The sequence below is a fragment of the Amycolatopsis sp. NPDC088138 genome (assembly GCF_044741685.1).
Taxonomy (GTDB): Bacteria; Actinomycetota; Actinomycetes; order Mycobacteriales; family Pseudonocardiaceae; genus Amycolatopsis.
Genome location: NZ_JBIUTB010000002.1, coordinates 442687 through 466227, shown reverse-complemented (window position 1 = coordinate 466227; position 23541 = coordinate 442687). Strand labels below are relative to the sequence as shown.

Here is a 23541-nt window from a genome sequence, read left to right as displayed (position 1 = left end):
GTTGTTCGGTGTATTCGACGCACTAAAAACGGTACTGTGCCAGGAATTTTCCCCACAGAACGCGGGGTCGTCCGTCAGTACGATGCTGCTCCTTGGAAGGCCGCTCAGTCCCCGAGCGGTCATGGAGGAGTAGCAGTGGCAAGCAAAGAACAGCTGAAAGCGTCGATCCACGCCGCTTTCGACGCGGCCGTCACCGACGGGACGAGCTACACGAAGGTGTACGCCGCGGAAATCAAGCAAAAGAACTTCATCGTTTTCCGCACCACCACCGTCAGCAATTTCGCGGTGGGTTTCCGGCCGGGCCAAACCGACGTCGTGATCGTGCCGCTCGAAGAAAAGAGCGGCACGGTCACGGCGGGCACGCCGCTGACGATCACGGACACGAACCGGGCGTCGGTGAAGAAGCGTGATCTGCAGGGCCGGTTCGTGATCAAGACGACGGAAGGCCAGAGCTTCAAGCTCAGCATCCTTCCCTCCGTGCCGAAGCTCCTCGCGGCCAGTTACCAGCTGCCCGTCGAGCAGAAGGCCGAGTACGAGGCGTTCACCACCCTCCGGGACGCCCTCACCACGGCCTGACGACCGAGCGCCCCGGTGCCGCACAGCACCGGGGCGCGCCCCGGCAGCGTCAGTAGCAGCGATCCGACTTGATCGCGTACGTGTAGTTGTTGGACAGGTTCGACGTCACCTCGAAGCGGATCCGGTGGCCGACCGGCGGGTCGCCGAGGACGCCGTGCGACACCGTGTGCTCCTTGCCCGGGGCGATCGCGCCGCTCCAGAGCCCCTTGTCCCAGACGTCGTCGATGATCTGGACGAGCAGCCCGCGGTAGTCGTGGTTGTGCACGGTGATGTCGATCTTCTGCCCGGCGCTCACCGAGACGACCTTCGTGGCCCCGCCCATCAGCGGCCCGCCTTCGCACACCTTCGTCGCGGCCGACGCCGAAGGCGCCGCCAGCAGCGTCGCGGCCAGTGCCACCGGGACGACGGCGATCACCTTGCGCATCAGCGGTTCCCCACCTTCGTCTTGACCACGTTGGACGTCTCGGCGATGTCGATGCCGAACTTCATCGAGCCGCCGCAGTAGGCGTGCTTGCCGTCCTTGAAGTAGAGCGTCAGGTCGCCCGCGCACTCGAACACGCGGATGTCCCAGGTGCGCTCGCCCGGCCACAGGCAGATGGCGTCCTTGCCGGCCCGGCGCATCCAGCCGTGGTAGCCGGAATCGCAGGTGATGATCGGATCACTCGCGATGGCCCGCGATGCCGGAGCCGGTGCCGCCGAAGCCGCGCCGGCCGGCAGGAGGCCCGCGACGAGCGCGGCTCCCGTGACGGCCGCGACCTTCAGATACGGACGCATGGATTCCCTTCCCCGCAACAAAAACTGAATCGGATTCACCCGGGAGATCCGGGCACCGACGACGTTAAGGGCGAATCGCGCGGCGGCGGAAGGCATGCACCGGCCAGACCCGGCCGAAAGCCAAACCAAGATCATTCACGCAGGTCAGGGCTTTGGCCAGCGACGTCGGAAAGCCAAATTCAGGGCACGATCCGCACCGAGAAGAACACCGCGCGGTCGTCCGGCAGCAGCAGGTGGCCTTCGGCGTCGGCCATCTTCCAGTAGACCTGGCAGTGCCCCGGTGACGACGGCGCCTGCACGTCGACGGAGATCCGCACCTGCTCGCCCGGAGCGGTGTAGGGCACCGGGACGCGGGCGGGTGTCCGGCATTCGTCCGGGCTGCCGAACGAACCGGAGCGCACGAGGTACCGGCCGATCCATCCGACCGATCCGGCGTTGCGCAGCTCCCACGTCTTCACGAACCGGCTGCCCGCCGGGATCGGGGAGCCGTCGGGGACGGTGACGTCGCCGACGAACTCCGACACGTCACCCGAAGCCGCGGGCTCGCCGGTGAAGACGCCGCCGAACACCAGGACCAGCGCCACGACCAGCACCAGCGCGACGGCCGCCGCGAGCCAGTACGCCGGACGGCGGCGCGGTGCGGGCTCCGGCTCCCGTGTGCGCTCCCAAAGGCCGCGCCACTCCAGCCGGGCGGACGTCTCGTCCCGGCCGAGGACGCCGACCGCGAGCAAACGCACGAACTCCCAGGTCGTCTCCCAGCTGGGCAGGTGCCGGCCACGCGCGGCGGCGGACAGCGCGGACTTCGAGGCCAGCGCGCCGAACTCGCCGCGCATCCGGTCGTAGGACGGGTCGCCCGCCGCGCGCTTGAGCTCCCACAGCCGGCGCGCGAACGCGGCGACCGGCCCGGTGTCCTCCGCGGGGCCGAGCGCGACCCGCCCGCGCCGCCCCGGCGTGCGTTCGACGTCCATCGCGCTCGAGAATATTGCGCCCGCGGGCCGCACGACGTGACTCGATCGAGTGGTCCACAACGGATCCACCGGCGGTTACCAGCCGGTATTCTCCGGGGATGCACGGTTCGAAGCTCACGCGCGCCTGGTTCGCGGTCACCGCGGTGATCGCCCTGACCGGCCTGGTCACCCAGGTGATCGCCACCGCGGGCGACACCACCGGCCAGTTCAGCGGCGCCGGCGCCCGGATCGCGAACCTGTTCTGCTTCTTCACGATCGACTCGAACCTGCTGGTCGCCGTGACGTCGGTGCTGGTCGCGCTGGGCCTCGCCCGCGTCACCGGGCCGTTCCGCGTGCTCTGGCTCGACGCCCTCGCCGGCATCGTCGTGACCGGCATCGTCTACCAGGTCGCCCTCGCCGGCCTGTACGAGCTGCACGGGCTGCCGCTGTTCGCCGACACGATGCTGCACAAGGTGACGCCGATCGTGTTCGTGCTCGGCTGGCTCGTCGCCGGCCCGCGCGGCTCGCTGACCTGGCCGACCGTCTGGTGGTCGCTGATCTACCCGGCGGCCTGGCTCGCGTTCACGCTCCCGCGCGGCGCGATCAGCGGCTTCTACCCGTACCCGTTCGTCGACGCGGGCGCCCTCGGCTACGGCCGCGTGACGCTCAACTGCATCGCCATCGGCGTCTTCTTCACCGCGCTCGCGGCCGGCATCTTCCTCCTCGACCGGTCGTTCCACCGTCGTGCACTCCACCGGGCCGCGGCCGCCGAGCCGCAGCCCGAGGTCGTTTAGGCGCGAACGCGGCGGAACGCGTTGAGGCCGTCGGTGAACCCGGCCTGCACCAGGGTCAGCGCCGCCCCACGCCGGTCGACCGGCCGCCCGGACGCGATCCGGTGCATCTGGCGGGTGTGCCACTGGATCTCCAGCAGGCTGTCGGCCAGCCGGATGCCGGTCTTCGGGCAGCGCCGCTGGGCCTGGACGTCCTCGCCGGCCAGCAGCCGGGCGGGCAGCCCGGGGTCGACGACGAGCGGGCGGCCGAGCCCGATCGCGTCGAGTTCGCCGGAGCTCAGCGCGTCGGCCATCCCGCCGGGGGTGGTGAAGCCGCCGGTGACCATCAGCGCGACGTCCGAGACGTTGCGCGCCTTCGCCGCGTAGTCCAGGAAGTAGGCCTCACGCGCCTGCGTGCTCGCCCGGCCCGAGCCCATCATCGCGGCCTTCTCGTACGTGCCACCGGAAACCTCCAGCAGGTCCAGCCCGGCTTCGCCGAGGGCGTGGACGACCTGCAGTGACTCGTCCTCGGTGAAGCCGCCGCGCTGGAAGTCGGCGCTGTTGAGCTTGACCGACACCGGGACGCGGTCCCCGACGGTGTCCCGTACGCGCCGCACGACCTCGAGCAGGAACCGCCGTCGGCGCACGGCGTCGCCGCCCCAGGCGTCGGTGCGCCGGTTGGTCAGCGGCGAGAGGAACTGGGAGACGAGGTAGCCGTGCGCGCCGTGGATCTGCACGCCCGCGAAGCCGGCGTCGACGAACGTGCGGGCCGCGACGCCGAAGCGTTCGATGATCGCTCCGATCTCTTCGCCGGACAGCGCCCGCGGAGCGGCGAAGGCGGTACGGACACCTCGGTCGCCGAAGGCCACCGCGGAAGGTGCGACAGGCTGCCGTGACAGGTAGCGCGGGCTCTGCCGTCCCGGGTGGTTCAGCTGCACCCACAGCCGCGTCCCGGTGCCGTCGACCGCCTGGGCCCAAGGCCGGTAGACAGCGGGATCCGGGGTGAGCGCGACGTTGCGCGGCTCGCCGAGCGCACTCGGGTCGACCATGACGTTGCCGGTGATCAGCGTGCCGGCACCGCCGCGGGCCCAGGTCCGGTACAGCTGCGCCAGCTCGCGGGTCGGGGCGTTGCGCCGGTCGCCGAGCTGCTCGCTGAGGGCCGACTTGACCAGCCGGTTGGGCAGGACGTCGCCGCAGCGCAGCTTGAGCGGTTCGGCGAGCAGGTCGCGGATCATCGGGCAAGGCTACCCGAAAGTAGATACCGACGGTATGTGAACTGGCGGGGCCCGGGCCACTAGGGTCGGGCCCATGACGGCGATCGTGCAGAACCTGGTGACCTCTGGCGTCTTCGAGCTCGACGGAGGCAGCTGGGACGTCGACAACAACGTGTGGATCGTGGGCGACGACGCGGAGGTGATCGTGATCGACGCCGCGCACGACGCGAAGGCGATCGCGAACGTCGTCGGCGACCGGAAGCTGGCCGCGATCGTCTGCACGCACGCGCACAACGACCACGTCAACGCCGCCCCGGCGCTCGCCGAGGCCACCGGCGCGCCGATCCTGCTGCACCCGGACGACCGGGTCGTCTGGGACCTCACGCACCCGGACCGCGCGCCGGACGGCGAGCTGACGGACGGCCAGGTGATCACGATCGCGGGCACCGAGCTGCGCGTCATCCACACGCCGGGGCACGCACCCGGCGCGGTCTGCCTGTACGCCGAGGACCTCGGGGTGCTGTTCACCGGCGACACGCTCTTCCACGGCGGCCCCGGCGCCACCGGACGGTCCTATTCGGACTACCCGACCATCGTGAAGTCCATCCGGGAGAAGCTGTTCCCGCTCCCGGACGCCACGAAGGTGCACACGGGCCACGGCGACGGCACGACGCTCGGCGCCGAGAAGGCCGCGTCGACCGGCTGGGACCAGCCCTAGGAAGTGTGCTTCCGGGCGACGAGGGCGAACTCCTCGATCGCCCGGTCCAGCGCGACCACGGCCGTCCGCACGCCGGGCGGCAGCGAGAGCCGGTCGAACGCCGTGCCCTCTTCCCGCTCGTACCGCACGTGGTGCAGGTCCATGTCCTTCTGCCGCACGTCCTTGGCCGACTCGACCAGCTCGTCCGGCCCGCTCATCACCAGGAGCCCGAGCAGCGAGCGCATCTCCGCGCGCGCCGTGTAGTACCCGTCTTCGTAGCCCGCCAGATCGACGGGTTCGCCCTGTTTCTGCTGCCGGTGGGTGACGTTTAGGCTCACGAGGTGCTGCCGCGCCCGGGCGGCGACTTCGATGAACCGGCCGCAGCGGTCGGCCCGGTCCTGCCGCAGCTTCGCTCGTCGCGCGGCGTTCAGTTTCAGCGGCTCGACGAAAGCCCCCAAGGTCACCCCGACCAGCGACGCGACCGCCGCGATGACCGCGGCCCCCAGCGCGGTCAGCACGTCAACCGCGGCGGGACGGGCTCGACGCGGACGTGCTGCTTCGCCAGTTCGACCAGGTCACGCGCCCACTGCTGCAAGCCGGCGACGTTGATGCCGTGCGGCGGGTCGTTCCGGAACGGCTCGATGTTCACCGCGCCCCGCTCCAGCAGCGACGCCGCGCCCGCGGTGTTGCCGCGCGCCGCGTGCGTCAGCCCGACGGCGAGCTGCGCGAGGCCGCGCCACAGCTCGCGGTCCGGCCCGTCCGAGGTCTTCCAGGCGTCTTCGAAGACCTCGTGCGCGTGGAACGGCTTGCCGTCGTCGAGCAGCCGTTGCGCTTCCGCAAGCGTTTGCGCCGGCGTCCGGACGACGCCTTCCGGCTGGCGTTCGACACCGTCGGCGCCGTAGGGCAGCGGGCGGCCGAGACCGTCGCGCGGCCGTGCGTTGCGTGCGCGCCCTTCGGCGTCCCGGTCGCGGCGGCTCATGCCCCGATCCTCCCACGCACCCGGCCGCGTTCGCCGTCTCCCGGTGAGCCACGTAGCCTGGGGACTCGTGCGTTTCCTCGACGGCCACCGGCCCGCCCACGACCTGACCTACGACGACGTGTTCCTGTTGCCGAACCGTTCGGACGTGGAGTCCCGCTTCGACGTCGACCTGTCCACCGCGGACGGCACCGGCGCCACCATCCCGATCGTCGTGGCGAACATGACCGCCGTCGCCGGCCGCCGGATGGCCGAGACCGTCGCCCGCCGCGGTGGCCTGGTGGTGCTGCCCCAGGACGTCGACAGCGCGGCCGTCGCGGACATCGTCAGCTGGGTGAAGAGCCGCCACACCGTCTGGGACACGCCGCTCGTGCTGACCGGCGGCGACGCGGTGGCCGACGCGCTCAACCTGGTCCACAAGCGCTCCCACGGCGCGGTCGTGGTCGTGGACGGCGAAGGCCGCCCGACCGGCATCGTCACCGAAGCGGCGTGCGCGAACGTCGACCGCTTCGCGCGGCTCGCCGACGTCGCCCAGCCGCCGACCGTCGTCGTCCCGCTGGACACGGCGCCGCGCGAGGTCTTCGAGCTGCTGCACGCCCAGGGTGCGCACCTGGCGCTGGGCCTGGACACCGACGGCCGCCTCGCGGGCGTGCTGACCGCGGTCGGCGCGCTGCGCGCGGACATCTACACCCCGGCGGTCGATGACGGCGGCAAGCTGCGCGTCGCGGCCGCGGTCGGCGTGAACGGCGACGTCGCGGCGAAGGCCGAGGCGGTGCTCGCCGCGGGCGTCGACGTGCTGGTCGTCGACACCGCGCACGGCCACCAGGAGAAGATGATCGCCGCGCTGAAGGCCGTCCGGTCGGTGTCGCCGCGGGTCCCGGTGGTCGCCGGGAACGTCGTGACCGCCGAGGGCACGCGCGACCTGATCCAGGCCGGCGCCGACGTCGTCAAGGTCGGTGTCGGGCCGGGCGCGATGTGCACGACCCGGATGATGACCGGCGTGGGCCGCCCGCAGTTCTCCGCGGTCGGCGAGTGCGCGGCCGCCGCGCGCGAGCTGGGCAAGCACGTCTGGGCCGACGGCGGGGTCCGCCACCCGCGCGACGTCGCGCTGGCGCTGGCCGCCGGCGCGTCCGCGGCGATGGTCGGCTCGTGGTTCGCCGGTACCTACGAATCCCCCGGCGACCTGCGGTTCGACGAGCAGGGGCGGCCGTACAAGGAGTCGTTCGGCATGGCGTCGAAGCGCGCGGTGGGCGCGCGGACGCGCACCGACGGCTCGTTCGACCGCGCGCGCAAGGCGCTGTTCGAGGAGGGCATCTCGTCGTCGCGGATGTCCCTCGACCCGGCGCGGCCGAGCGTGGAGGACCTGCTGGACTCGATCGGCTCCGGCGTCCGGTCGTCGTGCACCTACGCGGGCGCGCGCACCCTGGAGGAGTTCCACGAGCGCGCCGTCCTGGGCGTCCAGTCGGCCGCCGGCTTCGCCGAGGGCCGCCCACTCCCCGCAGGCTGGTAAAGCCGTGAAGGCCACCTTGAGGGACTCTGAGTCCCTCAAGGTGGCCTTCACGTCAGTTCAAGCTCAGCCGTGGTCCTCCAGCATCTCGGTGACCAGGGCGGCGATGGGCGAACGCTCCGAGCGCGTCAGCGTGACGTGCGCGAAGAGCGGGTGGCCCTTGAGCTTCTCGATCACCGCCGAGACGCCGTCGTGCCGCCCGACCCGCAGGTTGTCGCGCTGGGCGACGTCGTGCGTGAGCACCACGCGTGACGCCGTGCCAAGCCGCGAAAGCACCGTGAGCAGGACGTTCCGTTCCAGTGACTGCGCTTCGTCGACGATGACGAACGTGTCGTGCAGCGAGCGGCCGCGGATGTGCGTCAGCGGCAGCACCTCGAGCATGCCGCGGTCGAACACCTCGTCCAGGACGTCCTGGCTGACCAGCGCGCCGAGGGTGTCGAACACCGCCTGCGCCCAGGGCTGCATCTTCTCGCTCTCGGACCCGGGCAGGTAGCCGAGGTCCTGGCCGCCGACCGCGTAGACCGGCCGGAACACCACGACCTTGCGGTGCTGGCGGCGTTCCATCACGGCCTCGAGCCCGGCGCACAGCGCGAGCGCCGACTTGCCGGTGCCGGCGCGGCCGCCGAGGGAGACGATGCCGACGTCGGAGTCGAGCAGCAGGTCGAGCGCGACGCGCTGCTCGGCGCTGCGGCCGTGCAGGCCGAACGCCTCGCGGTCGCCGCGGACCAGCCGGATGCGCTTGTCCGCCGTGACCCGCCCCAGCGCGCTGGAGCTGCCCGCGAGCAGCCGCAGCCCGGTGTGGCACGGCAGCTCGGCGAGCTCGTCCATGCCGTACTCGACCGGGTCGACGGTGCCGCCGCCGAACAGCGTGTCCAGCACGTCCTGATCGACGTCGACGTCCGCCATGCCGGTCCAGCCCGACGGCGTGACCTCCTGCGCGCGGTACTCGTCGGCCTCCAGGCCCACGGCACCCGCCTTCACCCGCAGCGGGATGTCCTTCGTCACCAGGGTGACCGCCGGGAACTCCGCCGCCAGGTTGAGCGCGCAGGCGAGGATCCGGTGGTCGTTGGAGTCGGTGCGGAACCCGACCGGGAGCACCGTCGGGTCCGAGTGGTTCAGCTCCACCTGCAGCGTGCCGCCGTGGTCCCCGATGGGGAGCGGCGCGTCGAGCCTGCCGTACTGCCGGCGCAGGTCGTCGAGCATGCGCAGGGATTCCCGGGCGAACCAGCCGAGCTCCGGGTGGTGGCGCTTCGCCTCCAGTTCACTGATGACGACCAGCGGAAGCACGACTGCATGCTCGGCGAAGCGGGTCACCGCCCACGGGTCCGAAAGGAGGACCGACGTGTCGAGCACGTACATGTGCTGCTGGGATTCGGGCGAGGTCGAGGCTTTCTCCGGGCCAGAGGCACCGGTCGAAGAACGGCCAGAGGCCTTACGGGGTAAACGCTGCGCAGTCACGACGGCATCTCCCTCGAGGGCGTGTGCACCTCACGCCCGCACTCGCTGGGCCGGGCACCTCCCTGGCTGGACCACTCCGCCTGACGAGCTGTCAGGCGACGCGGCCACGAGGGCCGGGTGCCGGCCCCCTCGTGCGTCTCGTGGGCGGCTGCGCCGCCCCCTCGATCACCGTCACGACCAGGGCCTCCCGCGAGGACCCGCACGGATCGCGTGCCCTCAACTCGGAAGGTACCTACGAATCGGTGATCGCGCAGGAAGCCAACCCGGTGATTCGCCAGATCGTCACCTCACTGTCGGTCGTCCGACATCAACGCCACGTGACGGTTGCTCTGCGTAGTCACGCTCTCGATCGATACACACCCGTCGGTATGATCTTGAACAATTCGCTGACCCGGCGTATTCACAAGATCGGCTTCGGGGTTCTACCACGTTCGGTTGAGGAATGCATTTTGCGTCGTGGACAGAGAACCGTACCGAGTGAAAGCGCCTGCATCGGGCTCACACAATGGGCGTACAAGACGTACGAGAAGCCCGAATAGCGAGTAATTTTTTGACTGCGGGACACACCGCCGGTTCAGCCGGCGCCCGGACCCCAACAGTTCTACCTAGGAGTGTGCCAAGTGCTGAAGAAGGCTGGTTTCGTCGCCGCCACCGCTGCGGGCCTCATGATGATCGGCAGCACCGCGTTCGCCGCCACGGGCGACCACGGCGGCACCCCGGACCCGTCGTTCGGCGACGCCTACGCCACGTTCATCGAGGGTGGCGGCGCGCTCGGCTACGGCGCGGCCTCCCTGGTCGCGGGCGCCTACACCGGCGTGCTGACCTCGCCGGCGCTGGTGCTGCACTCGCTGGAGCACCACCACCACTGAGTGCTTTGCGCGTGAAAGGCCCCGGAGTCCGCTCCGGGGCCTTTCGGCGTCTCAGGGGGTACTTCAGGCGTCTCGGGTGCCTCAGGAACCGAACCGGCGGTGCCGCCAGGCGTAGTCGCGGATCGCACGCAGGAAGTCGACCCGGCGGAATGCCGGCCAATAGGCTTCGGTGAACCAGAATTCCGAATGTGCGGACTGCCAGAGCAGGAATCCGGAAAGCCGCTGTTCACCGGAAGTTCGGATGATGAGGTCCGGATCCGGCTGCCCCGAGGTGTAAAGGTGCTCGGAGATGTGGTCGACGTCGAGGATTTTCGCCAGCTCGTGAATGCTGGTGCCCTCGTCGGCGTGGTGGAGCAGCAGCTTGCGCACGGCGTCCGCGATTTCCTGGCGCCCGCCGTAACCGACCGCGACGTTGACCTCCATGCCGGTGCGCCCCTCGGTGCGCGCGGCGGCTTCGCTGAGTCGCTTGGCGACTTCGGCGGGTAGCAGGTCGAGCGCCCCGACGATCCGGAGCCGCCACTGCGTGCCGGGCGCGGCGAGCTCGTCCGTGACGTCGGTGATGATCTTCAGCAGCGGCGTGAGCTCGTCCGGGTCACGGTTGAGGTTGTCGGTCGAGAGCAGCCACATGGTGACCACCTCGACGTCGGCCTCGTGACACCAGCTCAGGAAGTCCGCGATCTTCTTCGCGCCGGCCCGATGGCCGTCCGCGACGTCCGCGAAGCCCGCTTCACGCGCCCACCGGCGGTTGCCGTCGAGCATGATGGCGATGTGCCGGGGATGCCGGCCGCGGGCCTGCTGGATGAGGCGCCTTCCGTAGGCGCTGTACACGACGTCGGACAAGAAGGAGCGAACACTCACGTCGAGGAAGAGTACGCACTCGATGTGAGGCGTGTGACTTGACCGCTGTCCGGGAACCTACGCTCCCGTAACCTGGTTGAGTGAGTGTGACGACGGATCCCCCAGAGCCCGTAGTGGACCTGCGCCCGCGACTGCGGGGCCACATCCACTTCTGGTCGTTCTTCGGCGCCGTCGCCGCGGCGGCCGTGCTGATCAGCCTGGCCGCGTCCACTGTGTCCCCGACAGCCGCTTTGGCGACGTCGGTCTACGGCCTCACGGTGCTGGGCCTGTTCGGCGTGAGCGCGCTGTACCACCGTCGCTTGTGGAGCCCCCGGGCGTACAAGTGGATGAAGCGCGCGGACCACTCGATGATCTTCCTGTTCATCGCGGGCACGTACACCCCGTTCACCCTGCTGGCGATGTCCAAGCCCACGGGCTACGTGATCCTGTCGATCGTCTGGGGCGGCGCGGTCCTCGGAGTCGCCCTGAAGATGCTGTGGCCGAACGCGCCACGCTGGCTGGGCGTCCCGATCTACATAGCGCTGGGCTGGGTGGCGGTGTTCGTCTTCCCGGAGCTGCTGTCCCACGCGGGCGTGGCGGCCCTGGTGCTGCTGTGCGTGGGCGGGCTGTTCTACACCCTGGGCGCGGCGTTCTACGGCTTCAAGTGGCCCAACCACTGGCCGGATACGTTCGGGTACCACGAGTACTTCCACGCTTGCACGGTTCTGGCTGCGGTTTCGCACTACATCGCGATCTGGCTGGCCATGTACGCCTAGCTGCGGTTTTACCTGCTAATCAGTGGCCTTGCCTTCCTCCTGAAGTTCGGATGCCTGCCGTTCCTCGTACCCGGCCCAGTACAACGCCTCGTGGTGATGGCCGCGGTCGACGTCCGCGATCGCCTTGTACAACCGCGCGTTGCCGAGCCGGAAGGCCAGCCACACCGACGGGCTCGCGCTCCTCGGCGGCCGGCGATCCATCACGACCTCGTGGGCGTCGCGCAGGGTCTTCGGCTCAGCCTTCGGCACCGTCACGCCTCCCCGCCCGCGCTTCTAGTTCGCCCACGTGGTCGCGGAGGTGCCACAGGAACGCCACAACCTCTTGTTCCTGCGGCGGCGCCTGCGTCTGCATGAAGACCGGCGGGCACGATAGCTCCAGAACGGCCTCTACCGTCACCTCGACGCCTTGGCCGCTGGCTCCAATGCGACTGCACCAAGGCAGCCCGCGCCCCTGCGCGACCATGCAGCCCCGTCCACCCTCAGGCCTTGACCTGCTCATTGTCACGACTATCCGCTAAAACGCGGGAAGTGATCACCACGTGGCAGGACATCTCGGGACGTCCCTACACGTCGCAGGGGGACGATGCCGAACGAACGCCTGCGTGACGCGCTACTGCGCGACGGCCTGACCTTGGATCAGGTCGCAAAGGCCGTCAACGTCGGCCAGAAGGCCGTCGAGCGCTGGATCACGAAGAACCGCACGCCCTACCCCAAACACCGTGATGCGTGAGGTCCGCGAGGAGACTGGCATCGAATGCAACGTTACGGGGGTGATCGGCCTGTACTCGGACCCAAACACGTCATCGCCTACGACGACGGCGAGGTGCGACAGGAGTTCTCGATCTGCTTCCGGGCAGAGTATGTTTCGGGGACTCCCGATTCAAGTGAAGAAACAGCGAGGTTTCCTGGGTTGACAAGTCTCGAATCTTCGACTTGAACATTCACCGCTCAATTAGGATGCGACTGGAACACGCACTCTCCCACAAAGGAAAAGTCAACGCATTCTTTACCTAACGCGAAATTCAGCCAACGACGAATCTAGAAAGTTCCGTCACTACATTACGCGCTTCCACCTCGTGTCCCTCAGCGCGAAGCCTACGACTGACGGCTAAAATGTCAGCACGAAGTTGCACTCGATCAACTGTGCAAACCTCCCCATCTAACCAATACTTGCGTGCCACGACAACTCGATCAGCCAGGCTCGCCACTTCCGAATACTCGGGCAGCCCAAGCAGACTCCTGAGTGACGACTCAAGACCCTGAGGAACAAAGTTTTTGATCTTCCGAACCGGCTGACTTAGAATTTGACGAAGACGGTCTGAGTCGGCACGACTCACTGCAGCAGCCAAGTTATAGGCAAAGGCCGCTTTCCCCGTCCATCCAATAGCAGCAGCATATTTTTCGTAGACTTTATCGAGCAGATCCTTGCCATGGAACCGGACGAGTGCGATCTCCAAATTCTCCAGGATGCCATCGACTTCTTGTTCGGCCACCCGGACAACTTCTTCAAGATGCGTCCTGCCTCCCATATTGATTAGGTATTGCCCTACCTCTTGCGTCACTTTCCCATGAAGATCGTCAAACTCTTCAACCGTGGTGATTGCCTCGTGGATGGCCAACGGCTTCAGGCGGGATCGAACACGGAGGTAGATCTCACGTTCCCGCTGTTCACGACACCAAACCCTCAGTTGGTCCTCTAGTTCATTTTCACTGGCAGGAAGACGAGGGTCACCCAAATGCGGTTGCATAACCTCCCAGAGCGCCTTGATGTCCAGAAGCAAGTTCTCCTGCATTGTCACAGGCCAACTAATCACAAATTCTTCATCAACGTCACTCTGATCTCGATCAACTAGGGCAAATACCGAGAGGCCTGGGAGCCCGGTCAAAGCAGGATCTTGCAGATTTCTCGCCGATGCGATCACCTGACTACGACCCTGCGAAGGAACTATTACCCAAGACTTTGATTCCGGAATCAGAATTTCCAAGATTCTACTATCCGACGGAACGCGCGCACCAAATCGTTCCCCTTCCACGAAAACGATAGGTCGACAACGAGTAATTGTATAAGCCGAGCCAGTCAGTTCTCGCATGGCCTCAAGCCGACTAGCAGAATCGGCGACGGGTACCAACTGATTTCCACCAGTGATGGCTGGCGGAGCCAGAACGTACAACTCCCCCTCGGTTGCCGCATCTATAATTGTCGTAGAGTGGGTGCAGATAATAAACTGGGCTTCGCCAGAAACGGCCAACTCTCGCATGTATGCGATAAGATTACTCTGAAGAGCCGGATGAAGGTGCAGTTCAGGCTCATCGATCAGGACGGTCGGCGTCGGCCCAGCAGGTCTCTCCGCCGGGTTCATTAGCCGATAAGCCTGGTCCTCAATGAACGGATACAAGAGGCCGATGACAGCTTTTTCACCGGCGCTCAAGTCATCGATTTCAAGACGAATCTCTTGTTCACCATCAAGCTTGATGAAGAATACCTTTTGATTTGCACTATCAGATAGGTCTACACCGTCAAATCGAAGATGAGGAAGCAATGTGGAAACATACCTCTTCATAGGCTCGAACGCATCGAAGTCGAGTTCACTGCCCCGCTTGCCACTATCTACCAATTTAGTGATCGCACGCTGCCGACTCGTCTCAAGTCGAAGAATCGCAACCTTTACGAGCGATTGAACGTCATCCACCAAGTCTCGTCCGCGCTGAGATCCCTGGTTGTACTGAAGGAATGTCATGCCCGGCGGTACACCAAATGGCCAGCCCGGAATCGACTCACCTTCGATCAAATTCGTAAATGTTTGGTTCTCCAGACCCAGCGGCGCCAGCGCATTGACGATTCCAGCTCGCCATGGACGACTTGAGTTGATGTACATGACTCGCGTACCCGGCTCAGCCAACTGCTTGTTCCGATGCAACTGATAAAGCATCGTTGACTTTCCAGCACCATTTGGCCCACTGACAATCAACAGTCGCGGAACTTGGTTCATTTCGGCGCGAACTAGACCCCCATGCGCTCCAACTGAGAACTGAGTGAACAAATAGACCTCACTGAATTCGTATAGTTTCGCCTGCTTGCCGAACTTGGCTCTATTGGATCAAGGGGCGCGCCGCCGGTGGCGGCGCACCTGTCGCCTACGTGGCCCCGCGCCTGGGCGGCCGCATCCGCTTCCGGTACGGCGGGCGGGCGGTGCGGCCGCCAGCGGGTCACCTGGCGCAGCGCCGCGCGGCGACGGCACACGAGTCCCTTGAGCCATGCCGGCCTCCTCGACGAACTACGAGCAGTGGTGACAATCGGGTCGTTTGGGAGTCGATCTCTGTTACGCGCCGTCGTTAGGGACCTCCATCCCGAAGCCTGATCGTGACAACGGCCAGTAGCACCGCGTCAAGACGGGAAGCGTGTCTTGACCCGGCACCACCGGCCGCGTGGAGGCTTCGTATCGGGATGCAGGGCAGGGTGTGGCGTCGGTCGCCAGGCCGTCTCCAGGCCGTCAGAGGTCAGGAAGAGGCGGGCAACCGCGAGAACTGATGACAGGTAAAACCGCAGCTCAGCGTGCCTAAGAGGCAGAGACGCCGAGGTGCAGAAGAGGCCCGGAGCAGATCATCGCGATCTGGCTGGCCATGTACGCCTAGCTACCCTCCGACCATGGCCTCGACTCCGTCGGAACGAGCAGTCGGTCAGTACTTTGCTTCCACCCGCAACCTTGACGCGCGCATGGCGCTGCACTCCTACGGCACCAATCCGCAGAACTGGTTCTCTTGGCTCGCCCAACGCCTCCCGCTCGATGGGGACGTCCTCGAAGTGGGCGCGGGGACCGGGAAGCTGTGGGAGTACGTCGACCGCCGGCCGGGCAGGCTCGTCCTCACCGACTTTTCGCCCGCCATGTGTGCGCAGCTCAGGCAGGTCTCCGACGCCGACGTGCTGCGGTGCGATGCCGGCGACCTGCCGTTTCGGGACGGCTGCTTCGACGTTGTCATCGCCAACCACATGCTTTATCACCTCGATGACCCCGACTCGGCTTTGCGTGAGTTCGCCAGGGTGCTGCGGCCCGGTGGGCGGGTGGCCGTCGGCACCAACGGGACGGATCATCTCCGTGAGCTCGAGGACCTCGCGGCCTCCGTCGGGCGCCCTGATCTGACGATCGGCGGAGGTCGGAACGGCTTCACCGCTGAAAGTGGACCTCGACGGGTCGCCGACTGGTTCGATGACGTCCAGATGGAGCGGTATCTGTGCGATCTCGACGTGCCCGAGCCCGGGCCGGTGGTCGCCTATCTCGACAGCTTGTCCGAGCGGCCGCTCAGCGCGGAGCAGCGCGCCGAGGTCCGGGGGCGGTTCCTGGTTCGGAAGCACACCGTGCTCATCACTGGCCGACGGCGGTTCGACCACTCCACAACGCTCGGAGATGCGGACACACGCTGACCGCTACTCCTGCAAGGCTGGCCCCATGCCTGAGAACACCGAAAAGACCGACCTGCTCGCCGAACTCGCCGCCGCGCGGGCCGCTCTGACCAGCACCGTGCGGGGCCTCACCGATGAGCAGCTCGGCGAGAGCCCGACCGTCTCCGCTCTTTGTCTCGGTGGGCTGATCAAGCACGTCGCCAGCATCGAAGAATCGTGGCTGCGCTTCATAGTCGAAGGGCCGTCGCAGCTTGAGCTGCCCGACGGCGTGACCTGGGCCGACTTCGCCGCCGGGACCGCTCGGGAGTACCCGCAATGGGCCATCGATCATCAGAACGAGTTCCGGATGCTGCCCGGTGACTCGCTCGCCGGGATCCTCAAGCGCTACGAGGACGTTGCCGCCCGGACCGAAGAGGTCGTCGCCACCGTGGATCTCGACACGACGCATCCGCTGGCCGAGGCGCCCTGGAACGAGCCCGGTGGGGTGCGCAGTGCGCGCCGGGTGCTGGTGCACGTCATTGCCGAGACCGCGCAGCATGCCGGGCACGCCGACATCCTGCGCGAGACACTCGACAAAGCCTCCTGACGCACGAGAACCGTCAGCTCCACATCCCCGGCTGGTAGTCGCCCGCCGGGTTGCGGACGATCACGTTCAGCCGGTTCCAGGCGTTGATCATCGCCACCAGGGAGACCAGCGCGCCGATCTGCTCGTCGTCGTAGTGCTTGCGGACGTCGGCCCACGTTTCGTCGCTGACGCCGTGGTGGGTGTCCGCCAGGCGGGTGCCTTCCTCGGCCAGCGCCAGGGCCGCGCGCTCGGGTTCGGTGAAGACCGTCGCCTCGCGCCAGGCCGCCACCATGTTCAGGCGCAGCGCCGTCTCGCCCGCGTGCGCCGCGTCCTTCGTGTGCATGTCGAGGCAGACGCCGCAGCCGTTGATCTGGCTCGCGCGGATCTTCACCAGCTCCTGCGTCGCCTTCGGCAGCGACGACTCCTCGACCGGGCGGGACGCCGCGACCAGCCGCTTGACGAACTTGCCTGCGACCTCGTTCTCGAACATGTTGAGCCGCGCTTCCATGACCTTTTCCTTCCGTCGTCCGCTTTCACCCCCTTGACGAAGCGGCGCGCGGCGTTGTGACAGTGGCTCCGGTCACACGACCTGACGGGCCGCGTCCCGCGCCGCCGCCGCGAGCTTGGCCAGGAAGCGCGCGAACTCCCCCTCCTCCGCGCGGTTGCGCGGCGGGGCGAGGGTCACGGTCACCTCGCCGAGTTTCAGCACCACCGCCGGCAGGGGGTTGTCCCAGCCCACGAACTGCATCACCGCGTCCGCGTCGGCCGGGACGCGCCACATCACTTCGCACTCGTCCATGCCCTGTGCTTCCCAGCCACCCGCGGTTACACACCTTCGCACCAACGCGGCGGTCGCCGATCGCTTCGCTGGCCACGGCCCTGACCTGCGGCGACACGCTGGACTTCGCCCGCGGACCCTGCTTCAAACCCGCACCTTCGGGGGTCACCCACAGGAACACCGCGACGGTTGCCGTGATCAACACCACGGCCGACCGTAGCTCCAACAGCCCCAACGCGTGGAAGGACAGCACAGCGATGGCCAAGACCATGCAGCCCCAGGAGCTCATCGACAGTGCCGTGGTCGACCCGGACGGCAACAAGCTCGGGAAGGTCGGCAACGTCTACCTCGCCGACGCGACGCACCAGCCGGAGTGGATCACCGTCAAGACGGGTCTCTTCGGGACCAAGGAGAGCTTCGTCCCGCTCTCCGGCGCCCACACGGACAACGACGGCGTGCACGTCCGGGTCGACAAGGACGCCGTCTCCGACGCGCCCCGCATCGACGCCGACGGGCACCTCTCGCCCGAGGAGAGCGCGCGGCTCTACAAGCACTACGGCCTGCCGGTGCCGCGGATGTCGCCGGACGGGCAGATGGACGACCAGGCGGCCCAGGGCAAGGGCAACGGCCGCGAGCGGTCCGGAATGGACAGTGCGGGCACGGGGCAGGCCGCCATGGGCGACGCCGGTCGTGGCCGGTCCGGAATGGACGGTCGGGACGCCTCCGGCCGCGGCAAGATGGACCGCGACAAGATGGGCCGGGACGACGACCGGACCATGACGCGCTCGGAAGAGCGGCTGAACGTCGGGACCGAGCAGGTCGAGACCGGACGTGTGCGGCTGCGCAAGTACGTCGTCACCGAAGAGCAGCAGATCACCGTGCCGGTGAGCCACGAAGAGGTGCGCATCGAGCGCGAGCCGATCAAGGACGGCCGCGGCGGGCGGGCCGAGATCGGCGAGGACGAGCAGGACATCGTGCTGCACGCCGAAAAGCCGGTCGTGAACAAGGAAACCGTCGCCGTCGAGCGGGCGCGCCTGAAGACCGAGACGGTCACCGAAGACCAGACGGTGTCCGGCAAGGTCCGCAAGGAGCAGTTCGAGGTCACCGACGACAACGGCAAGCACCGCAAGTCGTAACCCTGAGCGGGCGGCCGGCTCCCCGAAGCCGGCCGCCCGGGGGTCACGCCGCGGCGACCTGCAGTCGCGGCAGCCCGGCCAGCAGCCGCAGGCCCTTCTTCCGCATCGACGGCGGCAGCGGCGCCACCGTGAGCGCCAGCACCTGGTCCCAGCCGTGGATGCGAAGCTCCGTCTTCACCAGGAAGCCGCCCTTCGGCTCGGTGATCGCGACGTACCCGCGCGGCACGGCGAACAGTGCCTTTCCCGGCCCGCCGGTGTAGGCGTCGGCTTCGAAGAACAGCAACTGCCGGTCGGTGAGCAGCAAGTAGAGCTCACGCTGGGTCGTGATCGAGTACATCGTCCCGCCGCTCAGCACGGCGGTCGCGACGCCGAGCGCGACGCTCCGGCCGACGGCCTTCTTGACCGAGCCGACCTTGACCATGCCGATCACTTCGGGCGTTTCGCCCGGTTGCAGCATCGGTGCGGCAAGGCTAGATCACGCGCGCCGCCCCTTTCCCGTTGGCCCGGCAGGGAAGTCAGGACGTCAGCATCGGCGCGCGCAGGAACTGGTCCGGGATCGCGAACGCGTCCACCAGCGCCCGGGCGTGCGGGCGCAGCTCCGCGCACAGGCCGTTCACCGCCGAGGTGACGGCCTTCGCGCGGGACGCCGACAGGCGGCCGTGGCCGAGGAACCAGGCCAGGTCCTCCTCGATCGCCGACAGCGCGTACAGGTCGCAGACGCGCTCCAGCACCGCGCGGGCGTCCGGGTCCTCGCACCGCTTGATCGCCGACGCGAACGCCGTCAGGATCAGGCGCTCGACGTGCACCCGGCCCGCCCGCAGCACGTGGTCCTGGGCCGCGTTGAACACGCCGAACGGGTCGTCCGCCGCCTTGCGCAGGCGCTTCACCACGCCCTCGACCACGTGCTCCTCACGGTCTTCGAACAGACCGAGCTGCCAGTCGCGGCGGAAGAACACGTCCGAATCGGACGCTTCGGTGAGCCGTTCGAAGGCCTTGCGCGCGGACGTGCGCTCGAGGACCGTGCTGACCACCTGCTCGGCGAAGAACCGCGCCGTCGCCAGCGGGCTCAGGTCCTCGAAGTCCTGCTTGAAACTGGTCAGCAGGCCCTTCGCGACCAGCTGCAGCAGCACGGTGTTGTCACCTTCGAACGTCGTGAAGACGTCGGTGTCGGCCTTCAGCCCGGCCAGCAGGTTCTCCGACAGGTACCCCGAGCCGCCGCACGCCTCGCGCGCGGCCTGGATCGTCGCCGTCGCGTGCCACGTGCCGAGCGCCTTCAGCCCGGCCGCGCGCGACTCCAGCTCGCGCTGCTCCTCTTCCGGCGCCGACGAGTCGATGTCGTGCAGCTTCGACACCAGCTCCTCCTGCGCGAAGTGCAGCGCGTACGTCTTAGCCAGCGCGGGCAGCAGTTTCCGCTGGTGCGCCAGGTAGTCGAGGACGACGACCTCTTCGCCGTCCGGCTTGGTGAACTGGCGGCGGACCTCGCCGTAGCGGATCGCCAGCGCCAGCGCGCGTTTTGTCGCGCTGCCGGCGCTCCCGCCGACACTCACCCGGCCGCGGATCAGCGCGCCCAGCATGGTGAAGAACCGCCGGCTGTCACTCTCGATCGGGCTCGAATACGCACCGGACTCGTCGACGTCGGCGAAGCGGTTGAGCAGGGCTTCCCGCGGGATGCGGACGTTGTCGAAGCTCAGCCGCCCGTTGTCGACGCCGTTCAGGCCCGCCTTGCGGCCGCAGTCCTCGATGGACACTCCGGGCGCCGGGTTGCCGTCGTCGTCCCGGATCGGGACCAGGAACGCGTGCACCCCACGGGATTCCGAACCGGTGATCAGCTGCGCGAACACCACCGCCATCCGGCCGTCGCGCGCCGCGTTGCCGATGTACTCCTTCTTGGCCATGGAATCCGGCGTGTTCACCACGAACCCACCGTCCACAAAGGTCGCCGTGGTCCCCAGGTGCTGGACGTCCGAACCGTGGCCGTGCTCGGTCATCGCGAAACAGCCGAGCAGGTCGAGGTCCTTGATGGCGCGCAGGTAGCGCTCGTGGTGCCGTTCGGTGCCGAGCAGCTGGACGGCGCCGCCGAACAGTCCCCATTGGACACCGGCCTTCACCATCAGCGACAGGTCGCCGAAGCCGAGCATCTCGAACGACGTCACCGAGCCGCCGACGTCACCGCCCCCGCCGTAGGCCGGGTCGAAACCCAGGCCGGGCCGGTCGGTCTCGGCGAGCGCGCGCAGCTGGTCGAGCACCTGGGCGCGGTGCGCCTCGGTTTCGAGGTCCACCGGGTCCCGGAACTCCGAGCCGGACATCTGGGCGCGCACCCCGCGGCGCAGCTCGGCCCACCGTCCGTCGAGGACGGCGGTCAGCGCGTCCGGATCCACCTTCGCGGGCACATTGGGCACGTCCACGGCTTCCTCCGAAAAAGTACTGGCTACTCGTTGGTAGCCAGCGTGCCCCAGCCGTGCGGATCGTGCAGGTTCAGCTCACTCGTGCGTGGCCCACGGAACACCGCGGGGTGCCACCGATGCGGCGGCACCCCACGGTTTCAGGCCAGGTCCGGCCCCTTCGAGCGCAGGTCGTCGACCTTGGTCATCGCTTCCCGCAGGTCGCCCAGCCAGCTGTCGGCGTGCTCGCCGACCAGGCGCACGGCCCAGGCCAGCGCCTCCGACCGCGAGCGCGCGACCCCGGCGTCGACAAGCGTGTCGAGCACCAGGCGTTCCGGCTGCCGCAGCCGGGTCATCACCGGCGCCGAGTGGGTGGTGAACAGCGCGGTGGTGCCGCCGAGCTTGGCGCCCCAGGCGACTTTGCGCTGGTAGCGGTGCTCGGCCTGGCGCGCGATCTCGATGCGCTCGTCGCGCGTCTCCTCGCGGAACCGGCTGATCCGGCCGTCCTCCGCCGCGGCGCGGGCCGCGTCGTCGGCGTGCTCTTCGGTCAGCGCCGGCAGCTCGCCGACCAGGATGATCTCTTCACGGTCGACCGTGACCTCCGGCGCCCCGGTGAACCAGCCGTCGGGCAGGCGCCCGCCGAACCAGGCCGCCGCGTCGTCGGCCGACGGCACCTCGGCCTGCTGCCAGCCGCGGCCGCCGCCTCTCCAGCCTCGTCCCATGTCGCACCTCCGATTACATGATTACAACGCAACTCACGCTACGCCGGAAATACGCGATCGCGGACGTCGTTCACCCTGAGCGCAATGCCGTGAAGGCCACCTTGAGGGACTCTGAGTCCCTCAAGGTGGCCTTCACGGCATTGGTCAGAGCTGGGCGGTGAGGGCTTCCGGGGTGGTCACCGGGCGGTCGCAGACGTAGCCGCGGCAGACGTACGCCGCGGCCGAGCCCTCGACCAGGGGGCGGTCGGCCAGCAGCGGGACGCCGGGAGCGTCTGGCGAACCGGCCAGCACGATGCCGCCGCCGTGGACCCCGCGGGCCGCCGCCCGGAGCAGCTCCGCGTCGGAGCCCACCACCGCGACCTGCACCGGACCGGCCTGCAGCGCCTCCGCGACCGATAGCCAGTGCCCGGCGAACCGGGGCACCCGCCCGGCCAGCACCCCGGCCCGTCGCAGCGCCTGCTCCGCCGCCTCGCGGTACTTGGCCACGGACGCGTGGCCGGCCAGCGCGGACGCCGTCAGCAGCGCTCCGGCCAGCGCCGACGCCCCGGCCGGGCTCGCGTTGTCGGTCGGGTCGGCCGGGCGCTGGACCAGCGTTTCGGCGTCGTCGGCGGTGTCGAAGTACGCGCCCGGGGCGTCCGGGGACGCGAAGTGCGTCAACGCCAGGTCGAGCAGGCGCGTCGCCTCGGTCAGCCAGCGCGCCTCGGCCGTCGCCTGGTGCAGGGCCAGGAACCCGTCGGCGACGCAGGCGTAGTCCTCCAGCACCCCCGCCGATGCCCCGACGACGCCGTCACGCGAACTGCGCCGCAACCGGCCGTCGACCACGTGCACCCGCAGGAGCAGCTCGGCGGCGTCGACCGCCAGCTGAATCCACTGTGGACGATCCAGGGCGACGCCGGCTTCGGCCAGAGCGGTGATCGCCAGGCCGTTCCAGGACGCGATCACCTTGTCGTCCCGGCCCGGCTGCGGCCGCTTCGCCCGCGCCTCCAGGAGCTTGACGCGCGTGGTCTCGGGCAGGTCGCCGAACAGGCGCAACGTCGAGGCACCCTCCTCGAAGGTGCCTTCGGGCGTGACGCCGAACAGCTCGGCCGCCGAGTCGTCGCCGAGGACCTCGCGAAGCTGCGACGGCGTCCAGACGTACGTCAGGCCTTCGACGCCTTCGGTGTCCGCGTCCAGCGAAGACGCGAAGCCGCCTTCGGGCGTCCGCAGCTCGGCGGCGAGGAACTCCGCGGTCCCGTTCGCGACGCGCCACGCCGTCGCCGAGCCGGTGCGCCGCCAGAGGTGGGCGTAGAAGCGCAGCAGCAACGCGTTGTCGTACAACATCTTCTCGAAGTGCGGGACGATCCACTCGGCGTCGACGGAGTAGCGCGCGAAGCCGCCGCCCAGCTGGTCGTACAACCCGCCGCGGGCCATCGCCTCCGCCGTCCGGTCGGCGAGGGCCAGCGCGTCCTCGGACCCGGTGCGCTCGTGGTGGCGCAGCAGGAATTCGAGGACCATCGACGGCGGGAACTTCGGCGCGCCGCCGAACCCGCCGTTGACCGGATCGGCGTCCCGCAGCAGGATCCCGGCCGCGCCTTCGAGGGCGGCTTCGTCCACAACGGACTCCTGCAGTGGCCCGGTGGCCCCGGCGATGCTCGAAACGACCCGGCTCGCCTGGTCCAGCAGGTCCTTCCGCTGGCTCTGCCACCCTTCGGCGACGGCGTCGAGCAGCCGGCGGAACGTCGGCGTCGGGAAGTAGGTGCCGCAGTAGAACGGTTCGCCGTCCGGGGTGAGGAAGCAGGTCATCGGCCAGCCGCCCTGCCCGGTCATCGCCTGCGTGGCGGCCATGTAGACGGCGTCGATGTCCGGCCGTTCCTCGCGGTCGACCTTGATGTTCACGAAGTGCGCGTTCATCACGGCGGCGGTTTCGGCGTCCTCGAACGACTCGTGCGCCATGACGTGACACCAGTGGCACGCGGCGTAGCCGATCGAAAGCAGGATCGGCACGTCCCGGCGTTTCGCCTCGGCGAGCGCGTCCGCGCCCCACTGCCACCATTCGACGGGGTTGTCCGCGTGCTGGAGCAGGTACGGGCTGGTCGCGCTGGCGAGGCGGTTCATGCCCTCCAGGGTGGCACCCCGGAAAAACGGGCGCGCGGTCACCGGGCCCTCGGTCACACTGGCCC

General features: G+C 68.4%; 27 protein-coding genes and 1 pseudogene. 12 read left to right on the top strand and 16 right to left on the bottom strand.

Annotated features, from left to right (window positions below; genetic code table 11):
• The first annotated feature begins 36 nt into the window (after positions 1-36).
• A complete protein-coding gene (locus ACIOD2_RS09705; RefSeq protein ID WP_400536386.1) occupies positions 37-576 on the top strand; it encodes a hypothetical protein in 540 nt (179 codons plus the stop codon).
• 49 nt (positions 577-625) lie between these two features.
• Here the strand turns inward: ACIOD2_RS09705 and ACIOD2_RS09700 are convergent, their stop codons facing one another.
• The 3 genes from ACIOD2_RS09700 to ACIOD2_RS09690 form a co-directional block, all read right to left on the bottom strand.
• Positions 626-1000 (bottom strand): hypothetical protein, encoded by a 375-nt coding sequence (locus tag ACIOD2_RS09700; protein WP_400536385.1) that lies wholly within the window; start codon positions 998-1000, stop codon positions 626-628.
• Positions 1000-1350: a hypothetical protein gene (locus ACIOD2_RS09695; RefSeq protein ID WP_400536384.1), complete on the bottom strand. Its 351-nt coding sequence runs from the start codon at positions 1348-1350 to the stop codon at positions 1000-1002. The genes ACIOD2_RS09700 and ACIOD2_RS09695 overlap by 1 nt, the downstream gene beginning before the upstream one ends.
• 179 nt (positions 1351-1529) lie before the next feature.
• Positions 1530-2318: an NBR1-Ig-like domain-containing protein gene (locus ACIOD2_RS09690; protein WP_400536383.1), complete on the bottom strand. Its 789-nt coding sequence runs from the start codon at positions 2316-2318 to the stop codon at positions 1530-1532.
• 98 nt (positions 2319-2416) lie between these two features.
• Between ACIOD2_RS09690 and ACIOD2_RS09685 the strand changes: the two genes are divergently transcribed.
• Positions 2417-3091: a Pr6Pr family membrane protein gene (locus ACIOD2_RS09685; RefSeq protein WP_400536382.1), complete on the top strand. Its 675-nt coding sequence runs from the start codon at positions 2417-2419 to the stop codon at positions 3089-3091.
• Here the strand turns inward: ACIOD2_RS09685 and ACIOD2_RS09680 are convergent.
• A complete protein-coding gene (locus tag ACIOD2_RS09680; protein WP_400536381.1) occupies positions 3088-4302 on the bottom strand; it encodes an NADH:flavin oxidoreductase/NADH oxidase family protein in 1215 nt (404 codons plus the stop codon). The genes ACIOD2_RS09685 and ACIOD2_RS09680 overlap by 4 nt on opposite strands.
• Positions 4303-4375: 73 nt before the next feature.
• On the opposite strand from ACIOD2_RS09680, the gene ACIOD2_RS09675 reads away from it, so the two are divergent.
• The gene (locus ACIOD2_RS09675; protein ID WP_400536380.1) at positions 4376-4999 is read left to right on the top strand and encodes an MBL fold metallo-hydrolase; all 624 of its coding nucleotides are present in this window, start codon (positions 4376-4378) and stop codon (positions 4997-4999) included.
• Here ACIOD2_RS09675 and ACIOD2_RS09670 read toward each other — a convergent pair.
• Positions 4996-5496, bottom strand: a complete 501-nt coding sequence (locus ACIOD2_RS09670; protein ID WP_400536379.1) for a hypothetical protein — start codon at positions 5494-5496, stop codon at positions 4996-4998. The two genes, ACIOD2_RS09675 and ACIOD2_RS09670, sit on opposite strands and share 4 nt — an antisense overlap.
• Positions 5490-5957 carry a DUF309 domain-containing protein gene (locus ACIOD2_RS09665; RefSeq protein ID WP_400536378.1) on the bottom strand — a complete coding sequence of 156 codons (468 nt, stop codon included), beginning with the start codon at positions 5955-5957 and terminating at the stop codon, positions 5490-5492. The genes ACIOD2_RS09670 and ACIOD2_RS09665 overlap by 7 nt, the downstream gene beginning before the upstream one ends.
• Before the next feature lie 67 nt (positions 5958-6024).
• Here ACIOD2_RS09665 and ACIOD2_RS09660 point away from each other — a divergent pair, with 67 nt between their 5' ends.
• The gene (locus tag ACIOD2_RS09660) at positions 6025-7464 is read left to right on the top strand and encodes a GuaB1 family IMP dehydrogenase-related protein (protein WP_400536377.1); all 1440 of its coding nucleotides are present in this window, start codon (positions 6025-6027) and stop codon (positions 7462-7464) included.
• Positions 7465-7527: 63 nt separating this feature from the next.
• Here the strand turns inward: ACIOD2_RS09660 and ACIOD2_RS09655 are convergent, their stop codons facing one another.
• Positions 7528-8820 carry a PhoH family protein gene (locus ACIOD2_RS09655; protein WP_400536376.1) on the bottom strand — a complete coding sequence of 431 codons (1293 nt, stop codon included), beginning with the start codon at positions 8818-8820 and terminating at the stop codon, positions 7528-7530.
• Between the two features lie 230 nt (positions 8821-9050).
• Between ACIOD2_RS09655 and ACIOD2_RS09650 the strand changes: the two genes are divergently transcribed.
• Both ACIOD2_RS09650 and ACIOD2_RS09645 read left to right on the top strand, forming a co-directional pair.
• Positions 9051-9458, top strand: coding sequence for a hypothetical protein (locus ACIOD2_RS09650; protein ID WP_400536375.1), 408 nt, complete (start codon positions 9051-9053; stop codon positions 9456-9458).
• 81 nt (positions 9459-9539) lie between these two features.
• Positions 9540-9788, top strand: a complete 249-nt coding sequence (locus ACIOD2_RS09645) for a hypothetical protein (RefSeq protein WP_400536374.1) — start codon at positions 9540-9542, stop codon at positions 9786-9788.
• Positions 9789-9869: 81 nt separating this feature from the next.
• Here the strand turns inward: ACIOD2_RS09645 and ACIOD2_RS09640 are convergent, their stop codons facing one another.
• A complete protein-coding gene (locus tag ACIOD2_RS09640) occupies positions 9870-10646 on the bottom strand; it encodes an isoprenyl transferase (protein ID WP_256475555.1) in 777 nt (258 codons plus the stop codon).
• 113 nt (positions 10647-10759) lie between these two features.
• Between ACIOD2_RS09640 and ACIOD2_RS09635 the strand changes: the two genes are divergently transcribed.
• On the top strand, positions 10760-11401 hold the full coding sequence (locus tag ACIOD2_RS09635) for a hemolysin III family protein (protein ID WP_400537973.1): 642 nt from the start codon (positions 10760-10762) through the stop codon (positions 11399-11401).
• Positions 11402-11416: 15 nt separating this feature from the next.
• Here ACIOD2_RS09635 and ACIOD2_RS09630 read toward each other — a convergent pair whose 3' ends face one another.
• On the bottom strand, positions 11417-11656 hold the full coding sequence (locus tag ACIOD2_RS09630) for an AMED_5909 family protein (RefSeq protein WP_400536373.1): 240 nt from the start codon (positions 11654-11656) through the stop codon (positions 11417-11419).
• Between the two features lie 328 nt (positions 11657-11984).
• Between ACIOD2_RS09630 and ACIOD2_RS09625 the strand changes: the two are divergent.
• Positions 11985-12122 (top strand): annotated as a pseudogene (locus tag ACIOD2_RS09625) (helix-turn-helix domain-containing protein); the annotation flags it as partial.
• Between the two features lies 1 nt (position 12123).
• The gene (locus ACIOD2_RS09620) at positions 12124-12315 is read left to right on the top strand and encodes a hypothetical protein (RefSeq protein WP_400537971.1); all 192 of its coding nucleotides are present in this window, start codon (positions 12124-12126) and stop codon (positions 12313-12315) included.
• Positions 12316-12423: 108 nt separating this feature from the next.
• Here the strand turns inward: ACIOD2_RS09620 and ACIOD2_RS09615 are convergent, their stop codons facing one another.
• A complete protein-coding gene (locus ACIOD2_RS09615) occupies positions 12424-14391 on the bottom strand; it encodes an AAA family ATPase (RefSeq protein WP_400536372.1) in 1968 nt (655 codons plus the stop codon).
• Between the two features lie 656 nt (positions 14392-15047).
• On the opposite strand from ACIOD2_RS09615, the gene ACIOD2_RS09610 reads away from it, so the two are divergent.
• The gene (locus ACIOD2_RS09610) at positions 15048-15821 is read left to right on the top strand and encodes a class I SAM-dependent methyltransferase (RefSeq protein WP_400536371.1); all 774 of its coding nucleotides are present in this window, start codon (positions 15048-15050) and stop codon (positions 15819-15821) included.
• A gap of 25 nt (positions 15822-15846) precedes the next feature.
• Complete coding sequence (locus ACIOD2_RS09605) at positions 15847-16386, top strand: DinB family protein (protein WP_400536370.1); 540 nt, start codon at positions 15847-15849, stop codon at positions 16384-16386.
• 13 nt (positions 16387-16399) lie between these two features.
• Here ACIOD2_RS09605 and ACIOD2_RS09600 read toward each other — a convergent pair whose 3' ends face one another.
• Entirely contained in the window at positions 16400-16873 is a 474-nt protein-coding gene (locus tag ACIOD2_RS09600) for a carboxymuconolactone decarboxylase family protein (protein WP_400536369.1), read from the bottom strand.
• Between the two features lie 72 nt (positions 16874-16945).
• Positions 16946-17164, bottom strand: coding sequence for a hypothetical protein (locus ACIOD2_RS09595; RefSeq protein ID WP_400536368.1), 219 nt, complete (start codon positions 17162-17164; stop codon positions 16946-16948).
• A 236-nt stretch (positions 17165-17400) separates the two neighbouring features.
• Here ACIOD2_RS09595 and ACIOD2_RS09590 point away from each other — a divergent pair, with 236 nt between their 5' ends.
• Positions 17401-18279 carry a DUF2382 domain-containing protein gene (locus ACIOD2_RS09590; protein WP_400536367.1) on the top strand — a complete coding sequence of 293 codons (879 nt, stop codon included), beginning with the start codon at positions 17401-17403 and terminating at the stop codon, positions 18277-18279.
• A gap of 43 nt (positions 18280-18322) precedes the next feature.
• Here the strand turns inward: ACIOD2_RS09590 and ACIOD2_RS09585 are convergent, their stop codons facing one another.
• The 4 genes from ACIOD2_RS09585 to ACIOD2_RS09570 all read right to left on the bottom strand — a co-directional run bounded on the left by ACIOD2_RS09585 (position 18323) and on the right by ACIOD2_RS09570 (position 23476).
• Positions 18323-18736 carry a hypothetical protein gene (locus ACIOD2_RS09585; protein ID WP_400536366.1) on the bottom strand — a complete coding sequence of 138 codons (414 nt, stop codon included), beginning with the start codon at positions 18734-18736 and terminating at the stop codon, positions 18323-18325.
• A 58-nt stretch (positions 18737-18794) separates the two neighbouring features.
• Positions 18795-20684: an acyl-CoA dehydrogenase gene (locus ACIOD2_RS09580; RefSeq protein ID WP_400536365.1), complete on the bottom strand. Its 1890-nt coding sequence runs from the start codon at positions 20682-20684 to the stop codon at positions 18795-18797.
• Positions 20685-20821: 137 nt separating this feature from the next.
• On the bottom strand, positions 20822-21382 hold the full coding sequence (locus tag ACIOD2_RS09575; protein WP_392767744.1) for a hypothetical protein: 561 nt from the start codon (positions 21380-21382) through the stop codon (positions 20822-20824).
• A 144-nt stretch (positions 21383-21526) separates the two neighbouring features.
• Positions 21527-23476, bottom strand: coding sequence for a thioredoxin domain-containing protein (locus ACIOD2_RS09570; RefSeq protein WP_400536364.1), 1950 nt, complete (start codon positions 23474-23476; stop codon positions 21527-21529).
• Positions 23477-23541 lie beyond the last annotated feature (65 nt).

What these genes read in the sequence shown, in the direction of transcription:
- ACIOD2_RS09590 (WP_400536367.1), top strand. Translation starts at nt 17,401, where the DNA reads ATGGCCAAGACCATGCAGCCCCAGGAGCTCATCGACAGTGCCGTGGTC.
- ACIOD2_RS09585 (WP_400536366.1), bottom strand. Translation starts at nt 18,736, where the DNA reads ATGCTGCAACCGGGCGAAACGCCCGAAGTGATCGGCATGGTCAAGGTC.
- ACIOD2_RS09620 (WP_400537971.1), top strand. Translation starts at nt 12,124, where the DNA reads ATGCGTGAGGTCCGCGAGGAGACTGGCATCGAATGCAACGTTACGGGG.
- ACIOD2_RS09605 (WP_400536370.1), top strand. Translation starts at nt 15,847, where the DNA reads ATGCCTGAGAACACCGAAAAGACCGACCTGCTCGCCGAACTCGCCGCC.
- ACIOD2_RS09570 (WP_400536364.1), bottom strand. Translation starts at nt 23,476, where the DNA reads ATGAACCGCCTCGCCAGCGCGACCAGCCCGTACCTGCTCCAGCACGCG.
- ACIOD2_RS09610 (WP_400536371.1), top strand. Translation starts at nt 15,048, where the DNA reads ATGGCCTCGACTCCGTCGGAACGAGCAGTCGGTCAGTACTTTGCTTCC.
- ACIOD2_RS09680 (WP_400536381.1), bottom strand. Translation starts at nt 4,302, where the DNA reads ATGATCCGCGACCTGCTCGCCGAACCGCTCAAGCTGCGCTGCGGCGAC.
- ACIOD2_RS09690 (WP_400536383.1), bottom strand. Translation starts at nt 2,318, where the DNA reads ATGGACGTCGAACGCACGCCGGGGCGGCGCGGGCGGGTCGCGCTCGGC.
- ACIOD2_RS09685 (WP_400536382.1), top strand. Translation starts at nt 2,417, where the DNA reads ATGCACGGTTCGAAGCTCACGCGCGCCTGGTTCGCGGTCACCGCGGTG.
- ACIOD2_RS09695 (WP_400536384.1), bottom strand. Translation starts at nt 1,350, where the DNA reads ATGCGTCCGTATCTGAAGGTCGCGGCCGTCACGGGAGCCGCGCTCGTC.
- ACIOD2_RS09665 (WP_400536378.1), bottom strand. Translation starts at nt 5,957, where the DNA reads ATGAGCCGCCGCGACCGGGACGCCGAAGGGCGCGCACGCAACGCACGG.
- ACIOD2_RS09615 (WP_400536372.1), bottom strand. Translation starts at nt 14,391, where the DNA reads ATGAACCAAGTTCCGCGACTGTTGATTGTCAGTGGGCCAAATGGTGCT.
- ACIOD2_RS09675 (WP_400536380.1), top strand. Translation starts at nt 4,376, where the DNA reads ATGACGGCGATCGTGCAGAACCTGGTGACCTCTGGCGTCTTCGAGCTC.
- ACIOD2_RS09575 (WP_392767744.1), bottom strand. Translation starts at nt 21,382, where the DNA reads ATGGGACGAGGCTGGAGAGGCGGCGGCCGCGGCTGGCAGCAGGCCGAG.
- ACIOD2_RS09595 (WP_400536368.1), bottom strand. Translation starts at nt 17,164, where the DNA reads ATGGACGAGTGCGAAGTGATGTGGCGCGTCCCGGCCGACGCGGACGCG.
- ACIOD2_RS09655 (WP_400536376.1), bottom strand. Translation starts at nt 8,820, where the DNA reads ATGTACGTGCTCGACACGTCGGTCCTCCTTTCGGACCCGTGGGCGGTG.
- ACIOD2_RS09700 (WP_400536385.1), bottom strand. Translation starts at nt 1,000, where the DNA reads ATGCGCAAGGTGATCGCCGTCGTCCCGGTGGCACTGGCCGCGACGCTG.
- ACIOD2_RS09600 (WP_400536369.1), bottom strand. Translation starts at nt 16,873, where the DNA reads ATGGAAGCGCGGCTCAACATGTTCGAGAACGAGGTCGCAGGCAAGTTC.